Source organism: Sphingobacterium puteale (assembly GCF_050986225.1).
Lineage (GTDB): Bacteria > Bacteroidota > Bacteroidia > Sphingobacteriales > Sphingobacteriaceae > Sphingobacterium > Sphingobacterium puteale.
This window is the reverse complement of record NZ_CP158959.1, coordinates 1804540-1823744: the sequence shown is the minus strand read 5'-3', so window position 1 is coordinate 1823744 and position 19205 is coordinate 1804540. Positions and strand designations below refer to the sequence as shown.

Genomic DNA, 19205 nt, shown 5'->3' with positions numbered 1-19205 from the left:
CTTTTATATTTTTCTATTTCAATGCTTGGATTACCATTTTATACAAGCTTCTGCCGCGAATCGGCTCCTAATCATTCTTTTCTATTCCGGCTTGCAAAAAAGCAGCGTATTTCTTAGCGTTCGGTTCATAGGCAACAGCATCTGTCAGCTGATTTCCGTTTGTATCCACAACCACGTAATAGGGTTGCGAGTTCGTGTGAAATTTAGTGGTCTGAAAATCGCTCCACTTATTACCGAGCGTTTTAATCAACTTACCTGTAGATTTAGACACTACTCGCTGACTTTCAGGAAGATCCGAAGTATCGTCAACATATAGAGATATTAAAACGTAATCATCGTTTAGCCTCTTCCAAACCTCGGAATCACTCCAGACATTATCTTCCATCTTGCGACAATTCACACAACTCCATCCAGTAAAATCCAAGAGCACTGGTTTGGATACCGTCTTAGCATAGGCTATTCCTTCCTCATAATCATGAAAACAGTTTAAATTCTGCGGGCAGCCCTGCCTATGAGCGATAGCTCCATTTTTCGGATCACTTGTTATTGGGGGTACTATTTCCTGTTTCCATTCTTTATAAAACGATGGTGGCAGAAAGCCACTAACAAGTTTTAGAGGTGCTCCGAGTAAACCCGGTATAAGATAAACGACAAAACTAAAGATAAAAATCGATGCGATTAAAGCGCTGATAGGCACTTTCGACTTATGCTCGTCATCATCAAGCTTTAATTTACCAAGCACATAAAAGCCTAGCAGTAAAAAGATGACAATCCAGATGGCAACAAAAAGTTCCCTTTTTAAAAAGCCTATTTGAAACACTAAATCAAAAGTGGAAAGAAATTTTAAAGCCAAGGCTAGTTCCAAAAATCCCAAAGTTACTTTCACTTTGCCTAGCCAGCTTCCCGATCGTGGGAGTTTTTTTAACATACTTGGAAATGCAGCAAAAAGCATGAATGGAATTGAAAGTGCCAAAGCAAATCCGAACATCCCCATTGCCGGACCAACAACGTTGCCATCGACAGCAGCCTGGACCAGCAGACTCCCGATAATCGGGCCCGTGCAGGAGAAAGAAACCAAGGCCAAAGTAAAGGCCATAAAAAATAACCCGATCAGCCCGCCTTTATCAGACATCTGATCAGATTTGTTTAACCATGAACTTGGTAGTGTAATTTCAAATACACCCAAAAATGATATCGCAAAAACTACAAAGATCAGAAAGAAAATAAAGTTTACAATTCCATTACTTGCAAGTGCATTTAACGCATCGGGCCCCAACGTTAACGTAACACTAAGCCCAAGGGCAACATATATTATTATAATAGAAACGGCGTAAACAAAAGCTCTTTTAAATCCACCATTCTTCGTGAAGTAACTTACCGTTAACGGAATCATTGAAAAGACACACGGTGTAAGCAGCGCCAAAAAGCCGCCTAAAAAACCGCTTAGAAAGATCCATAATAAATTTGTCTCAGCGCTGCGGCTATCTACCATTGAATGGTCTACCTTATAGTCTATAATAATCTCTTCAGTTTCGGGTGGCAAACACATTTTGTCTCCACATGCCATGTAATCCACGGTAGCTTTCACGGTCATAAGACCTTTAACTTTCGGTATCAGTTTTTGAAGAAAAACAACTTCATCTTCAAAATAGTACAAAGTCTGTTTATTAAAGGCCTCTTCCACTCGTTCTCGTGGTTTGGGCTCTATCACAGATCCGACCAAAGTATACTGTTCGGAGGACGCAATATTAAAAAGGGTGGGTAGTGGTCCATCCACAACCTTATTGAATTGGCTGTTGATATGCCAGCCTTTTTCAATAGTTGCCTGAAATCTTACCTGTAGCGTATCGCCTCTTACTTTTTCAATCGAAGATTTCCATTTCACAGGATTTTCCTGTATCTGTGCTCCTGCATTTGCAATACTGAATATTGTGACAACAAGTACCGCCAGCAAGTGCATTAACTTCTGGTACATAATAAATAATCAAATAGGTGATCAAAAAATTTTAATAGAAAAACCGCTATGAATGAACCATGATATCATCAAGTCGAAAAGGAGATCTTAAATCACCTCTATAACGAGTACTACCTGCCTTTTACCTTATTATCAGGTTCAAAATCCAGTGAGATGGAATTCATGCAGAATCTTTTGTATGTAGGCGCTGGCCCATCATCAAAAATATGGCCTAAATGCGAATCACAACGCCCACACAACACTTCGGTCCTTATCATATCGTGCGACCGATCATCCTTGTATATAACGCTGTTTTTATGCCGAGGCTCATAAAAAGATGGCCATCCACAGCTGCTGGCAAACTTTGCATCCGAACGAAATAGTACATTTCCACAGACGGCACAATAATAAGTTCCTTTCGTTTTGCTACGCCAATATTTGCCGGTGAATGGCAGCTCTGTATTCTTTTCTCTTGCAACAAGATATAAATTAGTGGGTAGCACTTTTTTCCATTGGGCTTCCGATATTTTTAACTTTGTTGTATCGGTAGTCGAGTAGTAAGGATTATGCTCATGGCCTTTGTCCGATTTCATATTTTGTCCATATGTAATTCCTGCAAAAAGGACTAACATTAAAATAAAAACTAAATTCTTCATCATAACTACATTAATATTTAAGCTTTTTTTTGAATATTTTTTTGAATTTTTCCAGCTCTGGTTGGATTATGTACCTACAGTACCCCTGGTCAGTATTCTTTTTATAGTATTGTTGGTGATAACTTTCTGCTTTATAAAAACGTGTGAAAGCTGTAACTTCCGTTACGATTGGACCATGATAGATCCCTTGCTCAGTTAACTTAGCTATATAATAAAGTGCTTTTTCACGCTGTTGATCGTTATGATAGAAAATTGCTGACCGGTATTGTGGACCGATATCATTCCCTTGTCGATTTAGCTGTGTAGGGTCATGTGAAAGGAAAAAGGCTTCCAGCAGTTCATCGTAAGATATGAGATCTGGATCATAAATAATATTCGCGGCTTCGGCATGTCCTGTCGTTCCTGTACATACTTCCCTATAGGTAGGGCTAGTCACATGACCACCAGTATAACCCGTGACGACTTTCTGAATTCCCCTAAGTTGCGAAAACTTGGCTTCTATACACCAAAAGCAGCCTGAAGCAAAGGTCGCTGTATCCAATTTAAGGGCAGCGTCTGGAAGAACAAAATCTGGAATTCTCTTGGGGCAAGAAGCGGAAACTCTTGTAAATGAAAACAGGAAAAAGATAAATATTAGAATAAAAAAATCTTTCATTGCTTTAGTATTTAAAAAAAAATTATTGCCCAGCTGCATCCTTAGCGAATTCCATAAGTCCGTTGCCATCAACATAACCAATGTGGCTATCCAATACATGTCCGTTTTGATCAAGGATAAGTAAAGTCGGCAGTCCCGATATTCCCCACTTCTTCGCCAGTTTAACTCCCTCACCTTTCTCCACATCAATACGCATATTAATAAAGTTCTTATTAAAGTAGCTTGCAGCCTTGGTATCTTTGAAGGTAACTTTCTGAAGCTCCTTACATGGCGCGCACCAAGACGCATAGGCGTCGATAAATATTTTCTTTTTACTTGCCTTTGCTGAAGCAAGGACATGCTTATAATCTGCTGTACTAAAATTGATTTCCTGTTTGGCCCGTTGCTTTTGCTGCGCCTGTAAACTTCCCGAAAGCGCTGAAAGCAACAGAAAACAGGACAAACTCATAAATGAACCGCTTTTTAAATTTTTCATTGCAAAATTGTCAAATGATAAAAAACTTAGATCTAATCATAGCGGAGTGGGATTTCCACCCCGCTATGATGAACCGTCAAAAATTTCCCTTAAATAAATCACTATTTGCTACTCAAATACGATAGCACCTGCTTAGAATGCTCGTCACCCTTCATGAAATCGCGGAATTTATATACAATAGTGCCATCTCTGCCGATGACAAAAGTTTCACGGCCGCTTAAAACCATATTGCCAAGATCTTCTTCCTTCACACCAAATAAATCAAGTACTTTGTTGTCAGGATCACTCAACAGGTCAAAGGGTAGGTGTTGTTTTTCATGGAAAGCTTTATGGCTCTCTACGGTACCCTTATTGATTCCTATTACCAGCGCGTTTGCCTCCTTATACATTTCATAAGCGTCACGAAAAGCACAGGCCTCCTTCGTACAGACGGGACTCTCATCCATTGGATAAAAGAAAATCACAATCTTCTTTTTGCCAATCTGCTTTGACAACTGAAATTCTTTACCATCCTGATTTTTTAGGGTAAACAAGGGAACCTTCTTACCTATTTCTAATGGCTCTTGCGCCATCAGTTTGACTGATCCTAAGCCCGTAATCAACATAACCATCCATAAAATAAGGTTACTTTTTTTTAATGTTACCATCCTCATAAAATTTGAAATTTGCTTGTCACTATTGACATTGTAAAATTGCGCTATTGAAAAGAAAAATAAATTTGATTTCAGACCAACAATTTGTCAATTTAGTCCACATCAAAGATTGTTTATCCATAAAGGAAATGTTGTTGAATCGGTTCAATGATCTGCATTATTAATTCCAGGGACTCATATTAAGCTATCCTACAACAATAAGTCCCGTAATATTCTTTTTCGGGACTATATTAATCTATATTGCGCTTACCTAATCAGAAAGAAAGAAGAGACAGCCCCAGGGTCAGGTAGGGAGAACTTTTGTTTGTACTTCTAATCGAGGCACGCTTATAATTCTCTCCATCCTTAAACAATCTGGAAGCTAAAAAGCTGTTAATTCCCCCGCCCACATTGACTATGATATTTTTCGCAAAAAGATATTCAAAAGCAGCACCACTCTTGAGCTCGATTGTATTGTAACTCACTTTTCCATCTAAAAAACCACTATGATGGTTATAAAAAGTACTATAAGATGTTTGGTTGGATCCTATACTCAGCCACGTATTTTTAGCGACAGACTTTTTTAAATTTACGCCATTTGGAAGGTCTACGATCAGCTCCAGGCCTGAAGGCACAAACTTACGGTAATAATTTACGATCGGCTCAACCGGAAAGGGGGCGGAAGGATCAATTAGAACTAAAAGGCCTAAAGAAAAGGAGGTATTATCATCCTTTCGCAATGGTAGAGAAAAACTCCCATTGAAATTAAATCGCCGGATGGTATTCAGGTTATCGGAAATAGCTCTGGCAACTAAAGAATAAATAATAGCCTGATCAAAAATCTTATCCGACCTAGAATAGTTAAGCGCAAGATCTAAGGTGTTTTTATCTGAAAACAGTTCTCCAAATGGACCTGTGATTTCTTTAAGTTCAGTAGATGTATGGGTATAAAATACGGTTGCTGAAAGCGAGTTATTATCCCAATGAGCAGCTGGAGTATTGAAATAAGAACTCACTCGCTGCGTCTTCATTTGACCTGTTGCAAAAGTATTGTCCACTACTTTAGCATGAAATTCACTATAACCATAAAAGCTTGCTGACACCCCAAATCGGCGTAAGGCTGGATAACGTATAGCGAGTTCATTTTTGCTTATTCCAACGGTATCTGCTACTGGATGGATCGATGCCATGCTCACCATGTTTTGCGCTTTAGCATCTAAAGAGCAACCAATTAGTATCAATGCAATCAAAATAAAGGCTTTATGATAAACTTTCCTTAATAATAAAACAAGGTTAATTTTACCATAATTAATAACCGTGATAACCAGTACGATAATGGTTATGACACAGATAACCATATATAAAACCCCTAAACCTGACAAGCTCATTTTGCAACACTTTTAATAATTAAACGCTATTTAATAAAGAATAAAATAAGTAAGAGGCAGCCGCTCATCCTGTGCAGTTTTTCGTCATAAGCAATAGCGTCGTCATTTTCATACTGTTTCAAAGCAGCCATCAAAGACTCTCTTCATATGAATACTAAACTCTACTCCCATTGACATACACAGTTAAACCATCAATTGCTGCCTCTCATTAACTAAACACACTATGTACCTTGACTTCCATTTCTCTTTATGAAACGCGGTTGAGAACGATGCCTAAAGGAACATTACAAAGTTGGAGAAGCCGTTCAAAAATGATTTAATAATTAAGTCCAGAAATTTGATTCTTTAGTTCAAAAAAAGCATTCCTTAATTATTGGGAGTGCTTTTTTTGAACTAATTGCTGCTGAGGAGATAAAATCAGGGACTCATTACATCGTTATCCACGGACTTTCTGACGATAATGACTGGGAGTCATATTGTACTTATCGCTGAAACTTTTAGTAAATGTAGCCAGCTCATTAAATCCACATTGAAATGCGATATCGGTAATTCGCTCATCTGATATCAGGAGCAGTTCAGCAGCCTTTTCGAGTTTTTTATTTTTGATATAGTTGGCCGGAGTATCATTAAACAATTTCGCGAACTCCCTTTTAAAGGAAGACAGGCTGAGATTATTTAATTCGGCTAACTGTTCGATGGATAATTGGGAAAATAAGTTTGCCTCTATAATTTGTTTAAAAGAAAATGTTGTCGGGGAAAAAGCTGCGAAAGAATTAATTGTATCGTTGCGGCGTTCTGGGATTGTGCTAACAAAAAGACAATCGCCTTAAGTTTCAATGCCAATATATCCTTATTGAGCTTTTAAATCAATTTTTCGCTATTCAATTTATCCAGCCCGGTATCATTTCGCCAGTATAGTAACGACAAGAGGCTAGTATGATAATAAAAAAAAGAAAAATTGCAGCTTTCATATTTGATAGTTTTCTTCAATGAATAACATTGCGATGCACTCTTTGCGGAATATTATGTATGTCTACATACATAAAGTCAATTATTAATATAATCTCTATACTCATCCTGAATCATTCCTGCAGCAGTATATTTGTGAGGAGACGCTTTGTAGGTAACTTCTGCAAATTCCAACGCTTTTGTAATTGAAGAGAATGTATTTATCACACCAAATGGCTCTTCTGGGTCAACCAACGAAAACGCATAGATGTCCAAGAAGTCTTCATTCCCCTCATCAATTGATTCGAAATAAGCCACGGAAAAGGTTTCGTCGCCTTCCTTATCAATGCTTAACCATCTGAGTATGGTATAATCTGTTTGCTGAACAACACCCAACCATTGCTCCACTGATTTTCCAAGTCTCAATCTGCATTGAATTTCATCTTCGTTTAAATACCGCATCATAAATTTATTGATACATATGGAAGCTGTATCAAAGGAGAAAAATCACCTTTGAAAATATCTAATTCATAAAAATTATCATCAGTATCCACTATAACAGAGATAAGCAAATACATTCCGTCGACATCATGAGAATCCATGTCGGCTAGCACACCACCTGAACGCTTATGATCCTCTCCTTCTATAATTACATGGAGGCTACCCATTCCACCATCGTCCATTTCTTCAACAAACAGGTCTTCCAACGAAGCTGTAATACGGGGTCCCTCTGGCGTATCCCGCACCAAATAGGAAATCAGCTTTATTTCCGCAGAGCTAAGTCTTCTTTTCATATTTCGCATAGTTCTATTGGCTTATTGTAAATGGTAAATAAAAATGCAGCATAATTGGTAAGTTGGAGTGCAGCATTTTCGGCACTAATAAATACACAATCCATTCCAAAAGTATGCTATAAAATTTACTTGTCCAAGAACGTTTTTCTATTCTGCATTCTATAGCTTTCCCCTGTGAGGTTTATCACTTCGCATCGGAACAATATCCGATCTAAAAGTGCCGTTGCAATAACTTCATCCTCCAGCATTTTAGCCCATTCTGTCGGCTTCTTGTTTGTCGTTACAATGATGGAGGTAGATTCGTAGATCTGGTTGATGAAATTGAAGAAAGCGACCGCGACATTTTTTTCCAGAGGGAACAGCATGACATCATCAATAACGATGAGGCTCGCCCGCAGCATTTTTTTGTATTCAGCAGCCTGTGAACGTACAAAGTCCCTGGTCTTTAAGGTAGAAACGATCTCTTCCATCGTCCTGAAATACACATGATAGCCTGCCTTGACAGCGTCTCTTGCCAGGCCTGCTGCAAGCATTGTTTTTCCAGTTCCACTGGGTCCCATCAGCACGAGATTAAACAGCTGGTCGATCCAGTTAAGTTCCCGTAGTGCAGCGAGCCGTTTGTCGGTAAGCCCGTTACGTTTGGCTTCGTAGAGCGAGAGGTCGTTGTTTTTTGGCAGAGAAGCAGATTTCATCCGTCTGCTCTCATCCCTTTGCCGGCGGTGCTGCTGCTCGGCCCTGAAAAGACGGGAGAGTAATTCCAGATAGCCTATCTGCTCATTTTCTGCCCCCGATAGGATATCATCCAGGCCGGCAGCTATCGCTGAAAGCCTGAAGTCGGCGCAAAGTTGTTTTACCTGTTGTTTTTGATTGTCCATAGTTATTGCCTGATAAGATTTATATATCCCTGTCGAAGCAACGACAGGGAGCGATTGTTTTAGTTGCAGCCGAAAAGCGCCTCGTAATCATCTAAGTCACTTTTCTGGGGTTCAATATCCAATGGTGTACTGCTGTTTCCATCCAGAGGGTTGAGCCGTATGATCTTGGTATCCAGCTCAGGCTCCTGCTTTTTTTCCGAGCGGATGTATTCCAGATAGGCTTTAAAATCCGTAGCGCTCAGGATGTTGTTGGCATGTACATAATCCAGTGCGCGCGATATATGTGCAGCACTGTTATCCTTTACAGTACGCTCGACCATCTGCAACTGATCCCGTATATACCGCTTTTTGTGAAGTTTTATGGCCAGTATCCACTGCTTTGCCTTACCCGGATCTTCAAACAGATCAGAGATCCGATCTACTATTTCTGCTATTTTAGGCTCCATGTCCCGGCCATGGCTGCGCAGTATGATCTTTTTGCCCTTAAGGCTGCATATATCGTGCGTGCATATTTCTTTTCCACAGAGATCCCGGATGAGCAGCTTACCCGCAAGTTCGCCCAGCTGCACTTTAATGGTTCCCGCGTTGTAGGTGCCGATGGGGACACTATAGAAATTGCCTTTATACGACACTTTGTTGTCTTTATGGACAGCGTAAAGCTTTTTTACCGGAGTCTGCGGGGCTATTTCATACCACATTTCCAGCAATAGCTGTTCGCGGTGCAGTTCTTCCAGTGGGATAAGTTTCGTGGTACCATGGGGCAGATTGTTGGCCGTACGGAAAAGCCAGGCCCGGCATTCATCGTTGAGCGTATCCAGGTCACGGTAAGGCCTATTGTAGAGAAAGTTCTGCTTTACGTATTTGACCACATTCTCCACTTTCCCTTTGCTCTGGGGGTCGGCTTTACGGCAGAAATGAAGTTTGATGCCACGATCGCGTACATAGCTGGAAAACTCGGAGGTCAGGACGATGTCACCGAGGTTTTCCGATACCATAAATAACCTGTCCTGATCATAGACGATCTCACGGGGCACTCCGCCGATAAACCGAAAGGCCTCTTCATGGGCAGCGATCACCATAGCCGTGGTAAAGGGCACATCGCTGAAAACAACAAACTTATAGCGGCTCCGGGAGAGGATGAAGGTAAAAAACTGTACTTTTTTCTGCTTACCGCGCGTAGTGGTCATGTTGTAAAAACCAAAGTCAACCTGCGCCTGCTCACCATAGGGAAGCTCCGCGACCATCTGGAAATCGCGGCCGCTCACTTCTTTGGGGATGTTGAACTCCGCCCGGATACCCTGAACAAAGTTGAATACGGTCTTGGGGCTGACTTGCGGAAAGTCAGGGTAATGCTCCCTGAGCCAGTCATGCATCTGGGCCGCTGAGGTATCGTTATACAGCGACAGCTTTTCCTTTACGAAATCACGGTAGGGATCCAATAACTTTTTCTTGGAAGGGGGCGCTTCCAGTTCTTTTTGGTAACTTCGGTCGTCTTTGCTCAGAAGCTTTTTTACAGTACGCCAGTTCAGACCGAGATGTTCGGAAATCCTGCGAATCGAACTGCCTTCCCGATGCATTCTGTGAACCTCATGATAGGTCATAAGTTTACTTAAATAATAGTTCATAAATAACTTTGTCTTTTTGCTCCGACAAAGCTTGTTTTTTCTTTTGGGACACCGCGTCCCAAAAGATGAACTATGTATTGATTAGTGCCAATTATGCTGCATTCCTTATTGCCAAAAACGCTGCACCGTTATTGCCAAAAACGCTGCACCGTTATTGCCATTTTTGCTGCACGCTAAATTGCCAAAAGTTGTGTATTCTGATTTACCGATTACACTTATCAAAGATTCATCTATATAAAGATCAATAATCACTTAAACAAATCAAACTTTTGCTATATTTATTTGCCAAACCTTTTATGATGAGCATACAAAGTATAAATAGAGGATCCGGACACTATAATATTTCAACAGGTTTTGAAGAGACAGACTTATGGGCTCCAACGGTGGATAGTGGTATAGCGAAAAATTGATATGATTCAAATTCGAACAGCGATTTTATTGGTATTTTTTCTACTGGAACTACCCTATGTATATCCGCAATCTAAAAAGATGGAGGATAATACAACGACAATTGATGTTCGCCAAGAAGCGTTGTCGAAAAAATTAGAATTGTCAGATCTAAAAAAGTCTAATCATGAATTGGCATTTCGATTTTGGGGTCACGGACAGGCAGTTGATATCACTGCAGACAGTACACGCATTATAGGTACGGTAACGAACTATATATACCATCAAAAAAAATCTGCTGATCACAGAACAGATACCTTATTCAATAAAGCTCCCCTTTCCCCCGATCAGGCAAAGACCGCTTATGAACTTTTTCTGAATCTTAAGTTGCTAAATATACCTGCAGGCGAAAAGATAAAGGGATGGAGCAAGGGGGCTGACGGTATAACTTATAACATAGAACAGGCAGACAAAGGGATTTACAGCACAAAAAGCTATTGGACACCCTCCATTCAACATGGGCTGCCAGAAGCAAGAGCAATTTCGGATTTCGTGAATAACTTATCGGATACGCTAAAACTAGAAGAAACCTTCAAGTCTTTCAAAAACAACTTACCCCATAAAGGGTGTTATCATACTGGTGGATTAGCATTAATGTGTTATGTTTCGAACAGCTTTTGGGCAGGCTATAGCGCCTCAACAAAACTCCCCTATGGTTTTTATACCGGTTATAATGCAGGATATATAGGAGGAACAAAAGTAAACATGGGAGCATCGCTGCAATATAATTTCAGCAGGAATGGATTCTATCATCTGAACACCGCCCTAGCTAAGAGTAAAATCTTTTATGATAAGGCTAATCTCACTGATTATATAGTCTATAGGTATCAGAAGAGAAAGATCAATATAAGAAATGCTAACGAAAAGTTTGAAAACCATCAACTCGTGTATAGATTGCAGCTTAGAAACAATTTTAACGTTGGCGCCGGTATAGATTATCTGAGGAATGAAGGTAACGTAAGTGCTATCTACCTCTCTGCATCAAAAGGCTTGACAAAGCTTAATATCAATACCGCAATATCGGCTTCCTTTTTTGAAGGTCAGACCAATTATAAAATCGATCTGTCAAAGTCTATCTATTTTAACAGTAGATTTTTTGTGAAGGGGTTGTCGCTTGGTGTCAGCTATGAAGATTTTATGCGTTATAGAGATATGTATTTTAATCTTGCACTGTTGTTATAGAGATTATCAACGCTTTTTCATCCTCATTGTCAACCGCTCTTTTTTATTTGCTTTTTGCCTTTAATAGATGACTCAGGATAAAAAAAGTAAGTACAAACATAATTGCCTGAATGATAAATACTGGGTAAAGTAGATCTCCTTCGGCATAGCGATATACAAAGCTTATAATCGATACTTGAAACGTAAATACCGTACCGACAACAAACCATTCGTTATAAAACGGATCATCAGGAAAAATCGAACATACAGATAAAGTACCTATACCTACATACGCTAGAGCAATAAAAAATGGTAATCGCTGTTCTTTTAGATACTTTATCATAGGTCTGCAGTTATAAAAATGCTTCGCTTTTATTTGCGTACTAATTGTCTTTACACGAATCTTTTTAGCTTACTCAGTTATTTCCCTAGAATATCTTCCAGTTTTTTTAAAAGCTCCTCTCCCCTAAGATTAGTGGCTATAATCACGCCCTTGGGATCCAAAAGAAAATTTTGAGGAATTCCTCTCACATGATATAATTCAGCTACATCGCTTTGCCGGCCTTTAAGATCGGAAACCTGTTGCCATACCAATTGATCTTCTTTAATGGCTTTAAGCCATCTTTCTTTCGTAGTTTCATCATCCAAAGAAATCCCTAAAATTTCAAAATTTTTAGCTTTGAATTTTTGATAGGCTTTCACCACATAAGGATTTTCCTCTCTACACGGTCCGCACCAACTTGCCCAGAAGTCCAACAGCAGATATTTTCCTTTTAAACTGCCTAGGGATACAAAATTTCCGGATGTATCTTTAGCACTAAAATCAGGTGCTATTTTCCCAATTTGAACAGCGTTCATACGCTCAATCTGCTTGCGAAACTCTTTACCATCGAATGTTTGTTTGATCCTATCATCCAAACTATCAAACAATTTTTCTATTTGTCTTAATTTTAATCGACGGGAGAATCTTTCCAGCGTATTTAAACTTGGGAGGCTTCCAGGATGGTTAATAATGTAATCAACGGCCAGATCCGTTTCGTCCTGTTCGAGTTTTTGATATTCAATACTATACTTATTCAGCTCAATACTATCTTGACTAGCAGAAGCTTTGAATTGATCATATCTTTCATACCATTTTTCCCATGCTAAATAGGCTGGCTCTAATATCCGTTTAAGTTTTTGAAAATCTTTGTCGATCGGAGAGCCTTCTATACGTGATTCATTCAGATTTTCATCCACAAAAATCTTAAAATTTACTGGCTCAATCGAAAAATCGAACTGATTTCCATTATCAGGATCCGCTGCGCCGTTTTCTTTTAGCTGAATATAGGCGTGAGTTCCATATACTGGAATACCTTTAAAATAGAAAGCTCCATTTTTAATAAGGGATGAATCCTGTTTAAAACCTTCCGTACTTTGATAGTTGAGATAAATATATTTATAGGCCGTCTCCTTGGCCAGCTTTCCTTCAATAGTAAAATAATTTTGTTGTCCATAAGACAATTGTCAGCTTAATAGCAAGGCTAAAGTGAGAAATGCTAATCTCATAAATTTATATGTTCAGGGGTATAGTTTAACTTAGATTTCGGATTAAATTCCAAAAGCGAAAATAGAAAATTTTTAATGATTTTTCTAGCATAATATATTTCCAGAAAACTATTAAAAACCGCTTTTGGACCTAAGCATTTCAACAGGGAGTTCCGAGCACGCCGCTCATATCCGATGCCCAACGTTCAGATGAGGAATGAATGTATTGCCCTGTACCGTCCCAAATTTTAAACCCGTCGAATTCGAAGGGTTTAGAAATAGAAAACATCAATGCAATTGGTATTCTATTCAAGAATTTATTTAATTTAATGCCATCCATATTGATTAGACAGTTCTCATAAGAGGTGTTATTTTAAAAATGTGATCTTCATCGTGTTCATGATCCAATGACCAATAATCTATTAGTTCGACAAAATATCTTTTATCCTTTGATAACATCGCTCTAATTCTATCCCATCTATAATCTACAGATAGGTCATACTCATTTAGATAATCGTCATAGGACGCAACAATCAGAGACATCAATGCCATCCTTTCCTCAAATGCTAAATCATGTTGGTGATACAAATCAATAAATTCATTTATCCGCGAGGAGTCTGCCATTTCAATATCCCAGTCTTGCTCTGTCCCTTTGTAAGGCAGAGACAATTTTTTGCTGAGTGCCATGATTATGTCTTGCTTTAATATCATTCAGTTATATAGAAGTTTTATCAACTTGGTTATAGGATTGCCATCCTTCATAATCAAACACTGTTTTAACTGTACCTATTTTTGAGCAGGCTTTTTCAAAATACCCGTCATCCAATGCCTCCTGAATAGCTTTACGGATTGTCAAATGAGATAAATCCGGCACAATAATCATATCGGAAGCCCAGAAATAGGAAGCCTCGTCACGTCGCATTAACATCCCAATATTGTTTAACGTAAACAAAGTAGCAACATATACATCGTCATTACTCAGTATAATATGAATATCGATATTGTCATTGAAAATATCCTCTACTCGATGAGTAAAAAATAATTTGAACTGCATTTTTCGCATAATGATCATCGTCAATTTAACTATCAAAAAAATGAGGATTATTGTTCGTCTAATTTCAACAAATTATCAATTCAAGCCAAATTTAAAATAGAAGTGATAGCAACATGATCATTCTACAACTCAACGATTAACGAGGTTGCAAATACCTTTAATTCAATACCGCTATAAAAAACTATATAGTACAATGATCGCCCAGAGCCATCAAACTCAGCTAGCGCAGTTTCATTTTCAAACCGACCTCGATATATCAGGTCAATCGTCTTAAATTCATTGGAAACATCTCCGTCAAGAACAAATAAGCATGTCTCCATGACAGCATCAATAAATACGAGATCAACTAGACTATAGTTGGCGTCAGTAGCTAGATTAATTCGTTTAAACGTAAGACGAAATTCGTTATATGCTGCGTTGTATGCCAATCTAATGCAGTCATATTCATTATGTAGATCAAGATAAATACCATCCAGATCTATAGCTACAATATCTTTAAATAACTCAGATTGTGGTAAACTTATCTTCCTCTTTATTTTCGTAAACTCGAAAGCGCGGTTTGGCAAATCCTTGTTATACGACGTATTATTTTTTAATTGTAATTTCTTTCCCATTCACATTATAATGCATTGTTTTGTCAATAAACCAATCTTTAATTTCTTCGAATACTTCTTTTCTGCAACCAATTTGGTTAAGGCTTGGAAGCTTTTTTAATACATCATAATTGTTAGTACCACAATCTATGTCCCAAATACATTTTAGTTTTTTTAACTCGGATAAGAAATTTAGATTTTCAATATCATTACCACGAATGTCGATTAGTGTAAGATTTTTAAGTTTTGAAACTGTTTCTAAATCAATTGGTTTTTTACAGTAGAATGCATAAAGTTTAGAGAGTTTGTGTATGCTAGTTAACGGTTTCCAGTCTACAATATCTGTTTCCGATATATTAAGTTCAGTGAGTGAAGGTAAACTAAGCAATGGCTCAATATTCTTGATCTTTGTTTTACTTATACTCAGTTTTTTCAGCTTTTTCAGAGAAGTAATCCAGTTCAGATTGTCAATATCTGTATTAGCTAATCCTAACTCTTTTAAATTCTCACATTTACTTAGGCTTGTATAGTCTATATTTACCCAACCAGACAAAAATAAAGCTTCCAAATTGGGAAGGTGTAATAATGGTTCTAGATTAGAGTGCTGACATAAATACAAAAGTTTTACCTTATTAAGTTCTTCAAATGATACCGGAATTTTGCCCCGTAGAGAATAATCATTACCTAGTCCGTGAGATAGATCAGCTTTCCAAAGTTGGCTTAAGCCATTCCAAAAATCTTCAAAATCAGTATCTTTCATTTAGCAGCAGTTGGATTGGATATAATTCGGATAACGTTTCGGGGTTTGCGTTCGGGCACGATTTGAAAGCCGGAACATAGTACTAAAATACAAATTTAAATAGAAATACAAAACTTGAATATTGTACTTCAACACAGCTGAAACATTCACGAAAATTGTATCATGTGGTATACTTAGTGTTCTTGAAGTATAGAATTTTCGCCCCGGAAGACTGATATTTTCCCCTTACCGGCACTATAGTAGCTTAACTCCTGAATAGATTGAAGTAGTACCTTGTAGTCCTGTAATTTCTTCTGGAGAGAGATTACCCATCTCCTGCATGTGTTCTTGATTAAAAGCTGATTTGCCATTTTCTTTTCTTTTAAAGTGTACAGCAAAAGTATTCGAGGTGGTCTCCCTATTTGAGGAAAAGAAGGTTTATGTAGGTGGTAGTTTCAAAAGGAGTTTCCGGGTATAGGTGGATTTTCTATAACAAATCTGTGGTATATGGCTCAATTTTATAATGAATATAATGATAATCCAAATCTCCAACCATTGGTTGGAGAAATTAGTTGGACAAAACATATAGCCATATTATCTAAATGTAAGGATCAACAAGAGCGTAAATTTTATATCCAAGCAACCAAAAAATTCGACTGGACAAAAGACGCATTAAGCAAGAATAGAACAGATCCAGTTTTGAATCAAATTCATTATTCAGCGCTAATACTTTTATTTGAGGAAAAGGCCTATAATTTCTCATTTCCTCCGCGTTCGAAAAACGTTGGTGAGCGGGAGCTATATTTACATACCCTCCATTATAAAAGACCGATTTACAAAAGTCAATATCCGGGCAAATAAATTTATTTGTCAACCCTGTTTATAAAGCAAATTTGCTGTTCATGAGCCTATTTCAGAATCACTGTTAACCAATGTCCCTTGTAATTTCATATATATCGCTTTGAATAGCGGGTTCAAGTTCTGTTAAATATGATGTAGCCAAAAATTCGGCTATTTCTATATTAATAGCCAAAAATAACTAAATACTAGAAGATTGACCTTCCTAGGGTAGTTCTTGGGGGGTGTTTTTTTTTCACCCCCCAAAAAAAACTTTTCAATTTAGTAGTACTTTTGTGATACTTCTCAGAATTTTCACAGAGCCAACTGTCAGTTATTTGATAAGGCAGCTTAACTATTTTAATCAGTATTGTTATAAAAATTATGAAAAAGAATTCTGCTAACCGCTATGCTAAAGAGAATAAGGAACTGATCGTTCTTTCTATCGTAAAGGGAGAACTATTCCTCGAAGAAGCCATGGAAAAATATAATATTACCGACAGACGAACTATTATAGCCTGGTTACGAAAGCACGTAAGAAGCAGGTCCAAAAATGTGAACTAGCAATATTCAGCTATTTAGTTTATCGCTGGAGGGGAGAGCTGCAATAACAAGAAGTCATTTGTTTTATACTGAGGTTTTAAATTTTTTCGTTTTTAGATCTGTACGATATTGTCCGGGAGTTTTCCCGACAAACTTTTTAAAGAACTTGGAAAAATTTGGGGGGCATAAGTCAGCAAGCGTGCAATATCAGCTATGGGTCTGGGAAAGGAAATGTGCGGATGCGATCTCGTTAATTTCCGACTCTACCCAACACAACATCATCAATATGTTGGTTCAAAAACTCAAAATACCGCTCTGTAATTTCTGTACCCCATTTTGACTAATTCATGTTGATTTTCTTTCATCTGATTTTTGAAAAAGTTCTGTATAATAATCTAAAGAAAAACCAAGCTCAAGACCTCTTATTATGGCACCAATTTACAAAAAACATAACTACTATTGATATTTTAATATAATAAGGAAGCTAAAGTATTGCTCATAACGTAAAACAGCAATTATTACGGTACTTGTCTTTTATATTTTGATAGATATTGAACGGCATTGCACATTATTCTTTATTCGACTGCATATAGGCGATAAAAAGGATATCAAATAGCTGAAAATATCATTGAAATAAATACTAATACTTAAGAATATCTATCTATAACTATGCTAAACAGATTTTTAATGAACTATCTTCAATTTTTATCATTATTTATTTGTGCACTACTTATCGTTTCCTGTAGTCGCGATCAAGAAGAAAACTCCAAAATTGATGACCTGCTACAACGGGCAGATAACTTACTGGACAGCGATGGTCTCAAATCCTTGGAATATGCTAAAACTGCCAGTTTAATTGCTGAAAAAACAAATGATTCAAAAAGGAAGGCTGAAACTTATTATTATATCGCCCATAGCCTAAATATTTTGGAAGAATATGAAAAATCCTTTCCATTCATTGAAAAAGGGCTAGAAGAAGATGCTACAAGAAGGAATAATCTATTAAAAGCCCGCTTCCTGTCTCTAAAAGGCTATCATTACTCACGACTCCATCTCTATAAACAGCAGGCGAAACAGCATCAGGAAGTAATAGATCTAACAATGTCAAGAAAAGATCCCGAATCCGTAATGATCGCAGCGCTCAGTCTTGCTTCTCTAGGCCTTTCGTACACGATAATCAACGACTATCTCCCTGCCCACCAATCCCTTGATAGAGCACTCAAACATGCAGAAACAGTTCCAGACACTGTTTATCATAACCTTAAAAAAATTTACAATGTAAAAGCAAATTTATTCTATTACAAGGCGATGACCTACATTGAACAATTAAAGCCCAAAGAAGCTCTTCCTTTTATTCACCAGGCCCATCAACAGGCGATAGTAGACGATAGGCCGATCACCCTCTTTCTGGAATTATATGCAGATTACTATATGCAGATGGGAAAAACAGAAAAAGCCATAGAATTTTATTTACTCGCTATTGCTGACAAGCAGAAAAGGATGTGGAATAGATCTACCTCTGCAGACTTGTACCTAAAAATATCAAAGAGTTATAATAAAATCAATCGGTATGAAGAAGGAGAAAAATACCTTCGGTTATCTGCTTCTGAAAGATTGATTGACGAGAATAAAAACAGAAAAAGGGTGCAGGCCATATTAGAAAATATCGAAAAGGAAGAAAGAACAATAAAATATAGAGATTATCAATTAAAAATAGTTCTCTGTATAGCTCTGTTTGTCACTTTAATACTTTTTCTATGGAAATATAAGGAGTACAAGCAAAAAAAGAAAGAGCTCTTATCTGCACAGAAAATCGAGATAGCGAAAAAGAAAGAGCTTATAGAGACCCTGGAACTTAAGGTGAATGAATCATTTTCAGAGATTATTGAATTAGCAAAGAAAAATTCACCCACATTTTGGGCTCGCTTTCAAGAGGTCCATCCGAAATTCTTAAAAAGAATGCTGTGCATCGATGCAAATTTCAAATCGTCTGAATTAATCCTATGTGCTTATATCTATCTGGGCTTTTCAACAAAAGAAATTGCAGATTATACTTTCAAAGCGACCAAAACTATTGAAAACAATCGTTATAACCTGCGAAAAAAACTGAGACTTGCACCGGAAGAAGACTTTATCCTTTGGCTCCGAAACCGCGTAGACGACAATCCTCCAACGGAAGGTTAAGAAATCCACCTAAAACATCAACTCCAGATCAGTTCAGAATTATTTATCACCATACAATATTAAAATATTTTCGATAACAAACAATAAACAGCAGTCTCCTTTGATGCCATCCAACACC

The 19205-nt window shown here is 37.7% G+C and carries 20 protein-coding genes and 1 pseudogene; 4 read left to right on the top strand and 17 right to left on the bottom strand.

Going from position 1 to position 19205, the window contains the following annotated elements:
* Window positions 1-67 precede the first annotated feature (67 nt).
* The 11 genes from ABTV71_RS07505 to istA all read right to left on the bottom strand — a co-directional run bounded on the left by ABTV71_RS07505 (window position 68) and on the right by istA (window position 10002).
* On the bottom strand, window positions 68-1975 hold the full coding sequence (locus ABTV71_RS07505; protein ID WP_433902736.1) for a protein-disulfide reductase DsbD family protein: 1908 nt from the start codon (window positions 1973-1975) through the stop codon (window positions 68-70).
* 110 nt (window positions 1976-2085) lie between these two features.
* Window positions 2086-2613: a peptide-methionine (R)-S-oxide reductase MsrB gene (gene msrB / locus ABTV71_RS07500; RefSeq protein WP_433902735.1), complete on the bottom strand. Its 528-nt coding sequence runs from the start codon at window positions 2611-2613 to the stop codon at window positions 2086-2088.
* Window positions 2614-2620: 7 nt separating this feature from the next.
* Complete coding sequence (gene msrA / locus ABTV71_RS07495) at window positions 2621-3265, bottom strand: peptide-methionine (S)-S-oxide reductase MsrA (protein WP_433902734.1); 645 nt, start codon at window positions 3263-3265, stop codon at window positions 2621-2623.
* Window positions 3266-3287: 22 nt separating this feature from the next.
* Complete coding sequence (locus ABTV71_RS07490) at window positions 3288-3740, bottom strand: thioredoxin family protein (protein ID WP_433902733.1); 453 nt, start codon at window positions 3738-3740, stop codon at window positions 3288-3290.
* A 101-nt stretch (window positions 3741-3841) separates the two neighbouring features.
* Window positions 3842-4387 (bottom strand): peroxiredoxin, encoded by a 546-nt coding sequence (locus tag ABTV71_RS07485; RefSeq protein WP_433902732.1) that lies wholly within the window; start codon window positions 4385-4387, stop codon window positions 3842-3844.
* 260 nt (window positions 4388-4647) lie between these two features.
* Window positions 4648-5562, bottom strand: coding sequence for a hypothetical protein (locus tag ABTV71_RS07480; protein ID WP_433902731.1), 915 nt, complete (start codon window positions 5560-5562; stop codon window positions 4648-4650).
* A gap of 634 nt (window positions 5563-6196) precedes the next feature.
* Window positions 6197-6394: a helix-turn-helix domain-containing protein gene (locus ABTV71_RS07475; RefSeq protein ID WP_433902730.1), complete on the bottom strand. Its 198-nt coding sequence runs from the start codon at window positions 6392-6394 to the stop codon at window positions 6197-6199.
* A 413-nt stretch (window positions 6395-6807) separates the two neighbouring features.
* Window positions 6808-7173 carry a hypothetical protein gene (locus ABTV71_RS07470; RefSeq protein ID WP_433902729.1) on the bottom strand — a complete coding sequence of 122 codons (366 nt, stop codon included), beginning with the start codon at window positions 7171-7173 and terminating at the stop codon, window positions 6808-6810.
* Window positions 7170-7502, bottom strand: coding sequence for a DUF6984 family protein (locus ABTV71_RS07465; protein WP_433902728.1), 333 nt, complete (start codon window positions 7500-7502; stop codon window positions 7170-7172). Before ABTV71_RS07465 ends, ABTV71_RS07470 begins: the two co-directional genes overlap by 4 nt.
* A gap of 125 nt (window positions 7503-7627) precedes the next feature.
* Window positions 7628-8377, bottom strand: coding sequence for an IS21-like element helper ATPase IstB (istB, locus tag ABTV71_RS07460; RefSeq protein WP_286851113.1), 750 nt, complete (start codon window positions 8375-8377; stop codon window positions 7628-7630).
* Window positions 8378-8436: 59 nt separating this feature from the next.
* A complete protein-coding gene (istA, locus tag ABTV71_RS07455) occupies window positions 8437-10002 on the bottom strand; it encodes an IS21 family transposase (protein WP_433900457.1) in 1566 nt (521 codons plus the stop codon).
* Between the two features lie 411 nt (window positions 10003-10413).
* On the opposite strand from istA, the gene ABTV71_RS07450 reads away from it, so the two are divergent.
* Window positions 10414-11631: a hypothetical protein gene (locus ABTV71_RS07450; protein ID WP_433902727.1), complete on the top strand. Its 1218-nt coding sequence runs from the start codon at window positions 10414-10416 to the stop codon at window positions 11629-11631.
* 43 nt (window positions 11632-11674) lie between these two features.
* Here ABTV71_RS07450 and ABTV71_RS07445 read toward each other — a convergent pair whose 3' ends face one another.
* From ABTV71_RS07445 to ABTV71_RS07420, 6 genes are all read right to left on the bottom strand, one after another.
* Window positions 11675-11953, bottom strand: coding sequence for a hypothetical protein (locus tag ABTV71_RS07445; protein WP_433902726.1), 279 nt, complete (start codon window positions 11951-11953; stop codon window positions 11675-11677).
* Between the two features lie 77 nt (window positions 11954-12030).
* Complete coding sequence (locus tag ABTV71_RS07440; RefSeq protein ID WP_433902725.1) at window positions 12031-13113, bottom strand: redoxin domain-containing protein; 1083 nt, start codon at window positions 13111-13113, stop codon at window positions 12031-12033.
* Between the two features lie 369 nt (window positions 13114-13482).
* The gene (locus ABTV71_RS07435) at window positions 13483-13848 is read right to left on the bottom strand and encodes a hypothetical protein (protein WP_433902724.1); all 366 of its coding nucleotides are present in this window, start codon (window positions 13846-13848) and stop codon (window positions 13483-13485) included.
* 4 nt (window positions 13849-13852) lie between these two features.
* On the bottom strand, window positions 13853-14200 hold the full coding sequence (locus ABTV71_RS07430) for a hypothetical protein (protein WP_183078874.1): 348 nt from the start codon (window positions 14198-14200) through the stop codon (window positions 13853-13855).
* A gap of 113 nt (window positions 14201-14313) precedes the next feature.
* Complete coding sequence (locus tag ABTV71_RS07425) at window positions 14314-14805, bottom strand: hypothetical protein (protein ID WP_433902723.1); 492 nt, start codon at window positions 14803-14805, stop codon at window positions 14314-14316.
* Entirely contained in the window at window positions 14777-15544 is a 768-nt protein-coding gene (locus ABTV71_RS07420; protein ID WP_433902722.1) for a leucine-rich repeat domain-containing protein, read from the bottom strand. Before ABTV71_RS07420 ends, ABTV71_RS07425 begins: the two co-directional genes overlap by 29 nt.
* A gap of 447 nt (window positions 15545-15991) precedes the next feature.
* Between ABTV71_RS07420 and ABTV71_RS07415 the strand changes: the two are divergent.
* From ABTV71_RS07415 to ABTV71_RS07405, 3 genes and pseudogenes are all read left to right on the top strand, one after another.
* A pseudogene (locus ABTV71_RS07415) lies at window positions 15992-16384 on the top strand (DUF1016 N-terminal domain-containing protein); the annotation flags it as partial.
* Window positions 16385-16744: 360 nt separating this feature from the next.
* Complete coding sequence (locus tag ABTV71_RS07410) at window positions 16745-16924, top strand: hypothetical protein (protein ID WP_433902721.1); 180 nt, start codon at window positions 16745-16747, stop codon at window positions 16922-16924.
* A 666-nt stretch (window positions 16925-17590) separates the two neighbouring features.
* Entirely contained in the window at window positions 17591-19087 is a 1497-nt protein-coding gene (locus ABTV71_RS07405) for a hypothetical protein (RefSeq protein ID WP_433902720.1), read from the top strand.
* Window positions 19088-19205 lie beyond the last annotated feature (118 nt).

Coding starts and splice junctions, on each gene's coding strand:
- ABTV71_RS07480 (WP_433902731.1), bottom strand. CDS start 5,562: ATGGCATCGATCCATCCAGTAGCAGATACCGTTGGAATAAGCAAAAAT.
- ABTV71_RS07445 (WP_433902726.1), bottom strand. CDS start 11,953: ATGATAAAGTATCTAAAAGAACAGCGATTACCATTTTTTATTGCTCTA.
- ABTV71_RS07420 (WP_433902722.1), bottom strand. CDS start 15,544: ATGAAAGATACTGATTTTGAAGATTTTTGGAATGGCTTAAGCCAACTT.
- ABTV71_RS07485 (WP_433902732.1), bottom strand. CDS start 4,387: ATGGTAACATTAAAAAAAAGTAACCTTATTTTATGGATGGTTATGTTG.
- msrA (WP_433902734.1), bottom strand. CDS start 3,265: ATGAAAGATTTTTTTATTCTAATATTTATCTTTTTCCTGTTTTCATTT.
- ABTV71_RS07430 (WP_183078874.1), bottom strand. CDS start 14,200: ATGCGAAAAATGCAGTTCAAATTATTTTTTACTCATCGAGTAGAGGAT.
- istA (WP_433900457.1), bottom strand. CDS start 10,002: ATGAACTATTATTTAAGTAAACTTATGACCTATCATGAGGTTCACAGA.
- ABTV71_RS07450 (WP_433902727.1), top strand. CDS start 10,414: ATGATTCAAATTCGAACAGCGATTTTATTGGTATTTTTTCTACTGGAA.
- ABTV71_RS07470 (WP_433902729.1), bottom strand. CDS start 7,173: ATGATGCGGTATTTAAACGAAGATGAAATTCAATGCAGATTGAGACTT.
- ABTV71_RS07465 (WP_433902728.1), bottom strand. CDS start 7,502: ATGAAAAGAAGACTTAGCTCTGCGGAAATAAAGCTGATTTCCTATTTG.
- ABTV71_RS07505 (WP_433902736.1), bottom strand. CDS start 1,975: ATGTACCAGAAGTTAATGCACTTGCTGGCGGTACTTGTTGTCACAATA.
- ABTV71_RS07490 (WP_433902733.1), bottom strand. CDS start 3,740: ATGAAAAATTTAAAAAGCGGTTCATTTATGAGTTTGTCCTGTTTTCTG.
- istB (WP_286851113.1), bottom strand. CDS start 8,377: ATGGACAATCAAAAACAACAGGTAAAACAACTTTGCGCCGACTTCAGG.
- msrB (WP_433902735.1), bottom strand. CDS start 2,613: ATGATGAAGAATTTAGTTTTTATTTTAATGTTAGTCCTTTTTGCAGGA.
- ABTV71_RS07425 (WP_433902723.1), bottom strand. CDS start 14,805: ATGGGAAAGAAATTACAATTAAAAAATAATACGTCGTATAACAAGGAT.
- ABTV71_RS07405 (WP_433902720.1), top strand. CDS start 17,591: ATGAACTATCTTCAATTTTTATCATTATTTATTTGTGCACTACTTATC.
- ABTV71_RS07410 (WP_433902721.1), top strand. CDS start 16,745: ATGAAAAAGAATTCTGCTAACCGCTATGCTAAAGAGAATAAGGAACTG.
- ABTV71_RS07435 (WP_433902724.1), bottom strand. CDS start 13,848: ATGATATTAAAGCAAGACATAATCATGGCACTCAGCAAAAAATTGTCT.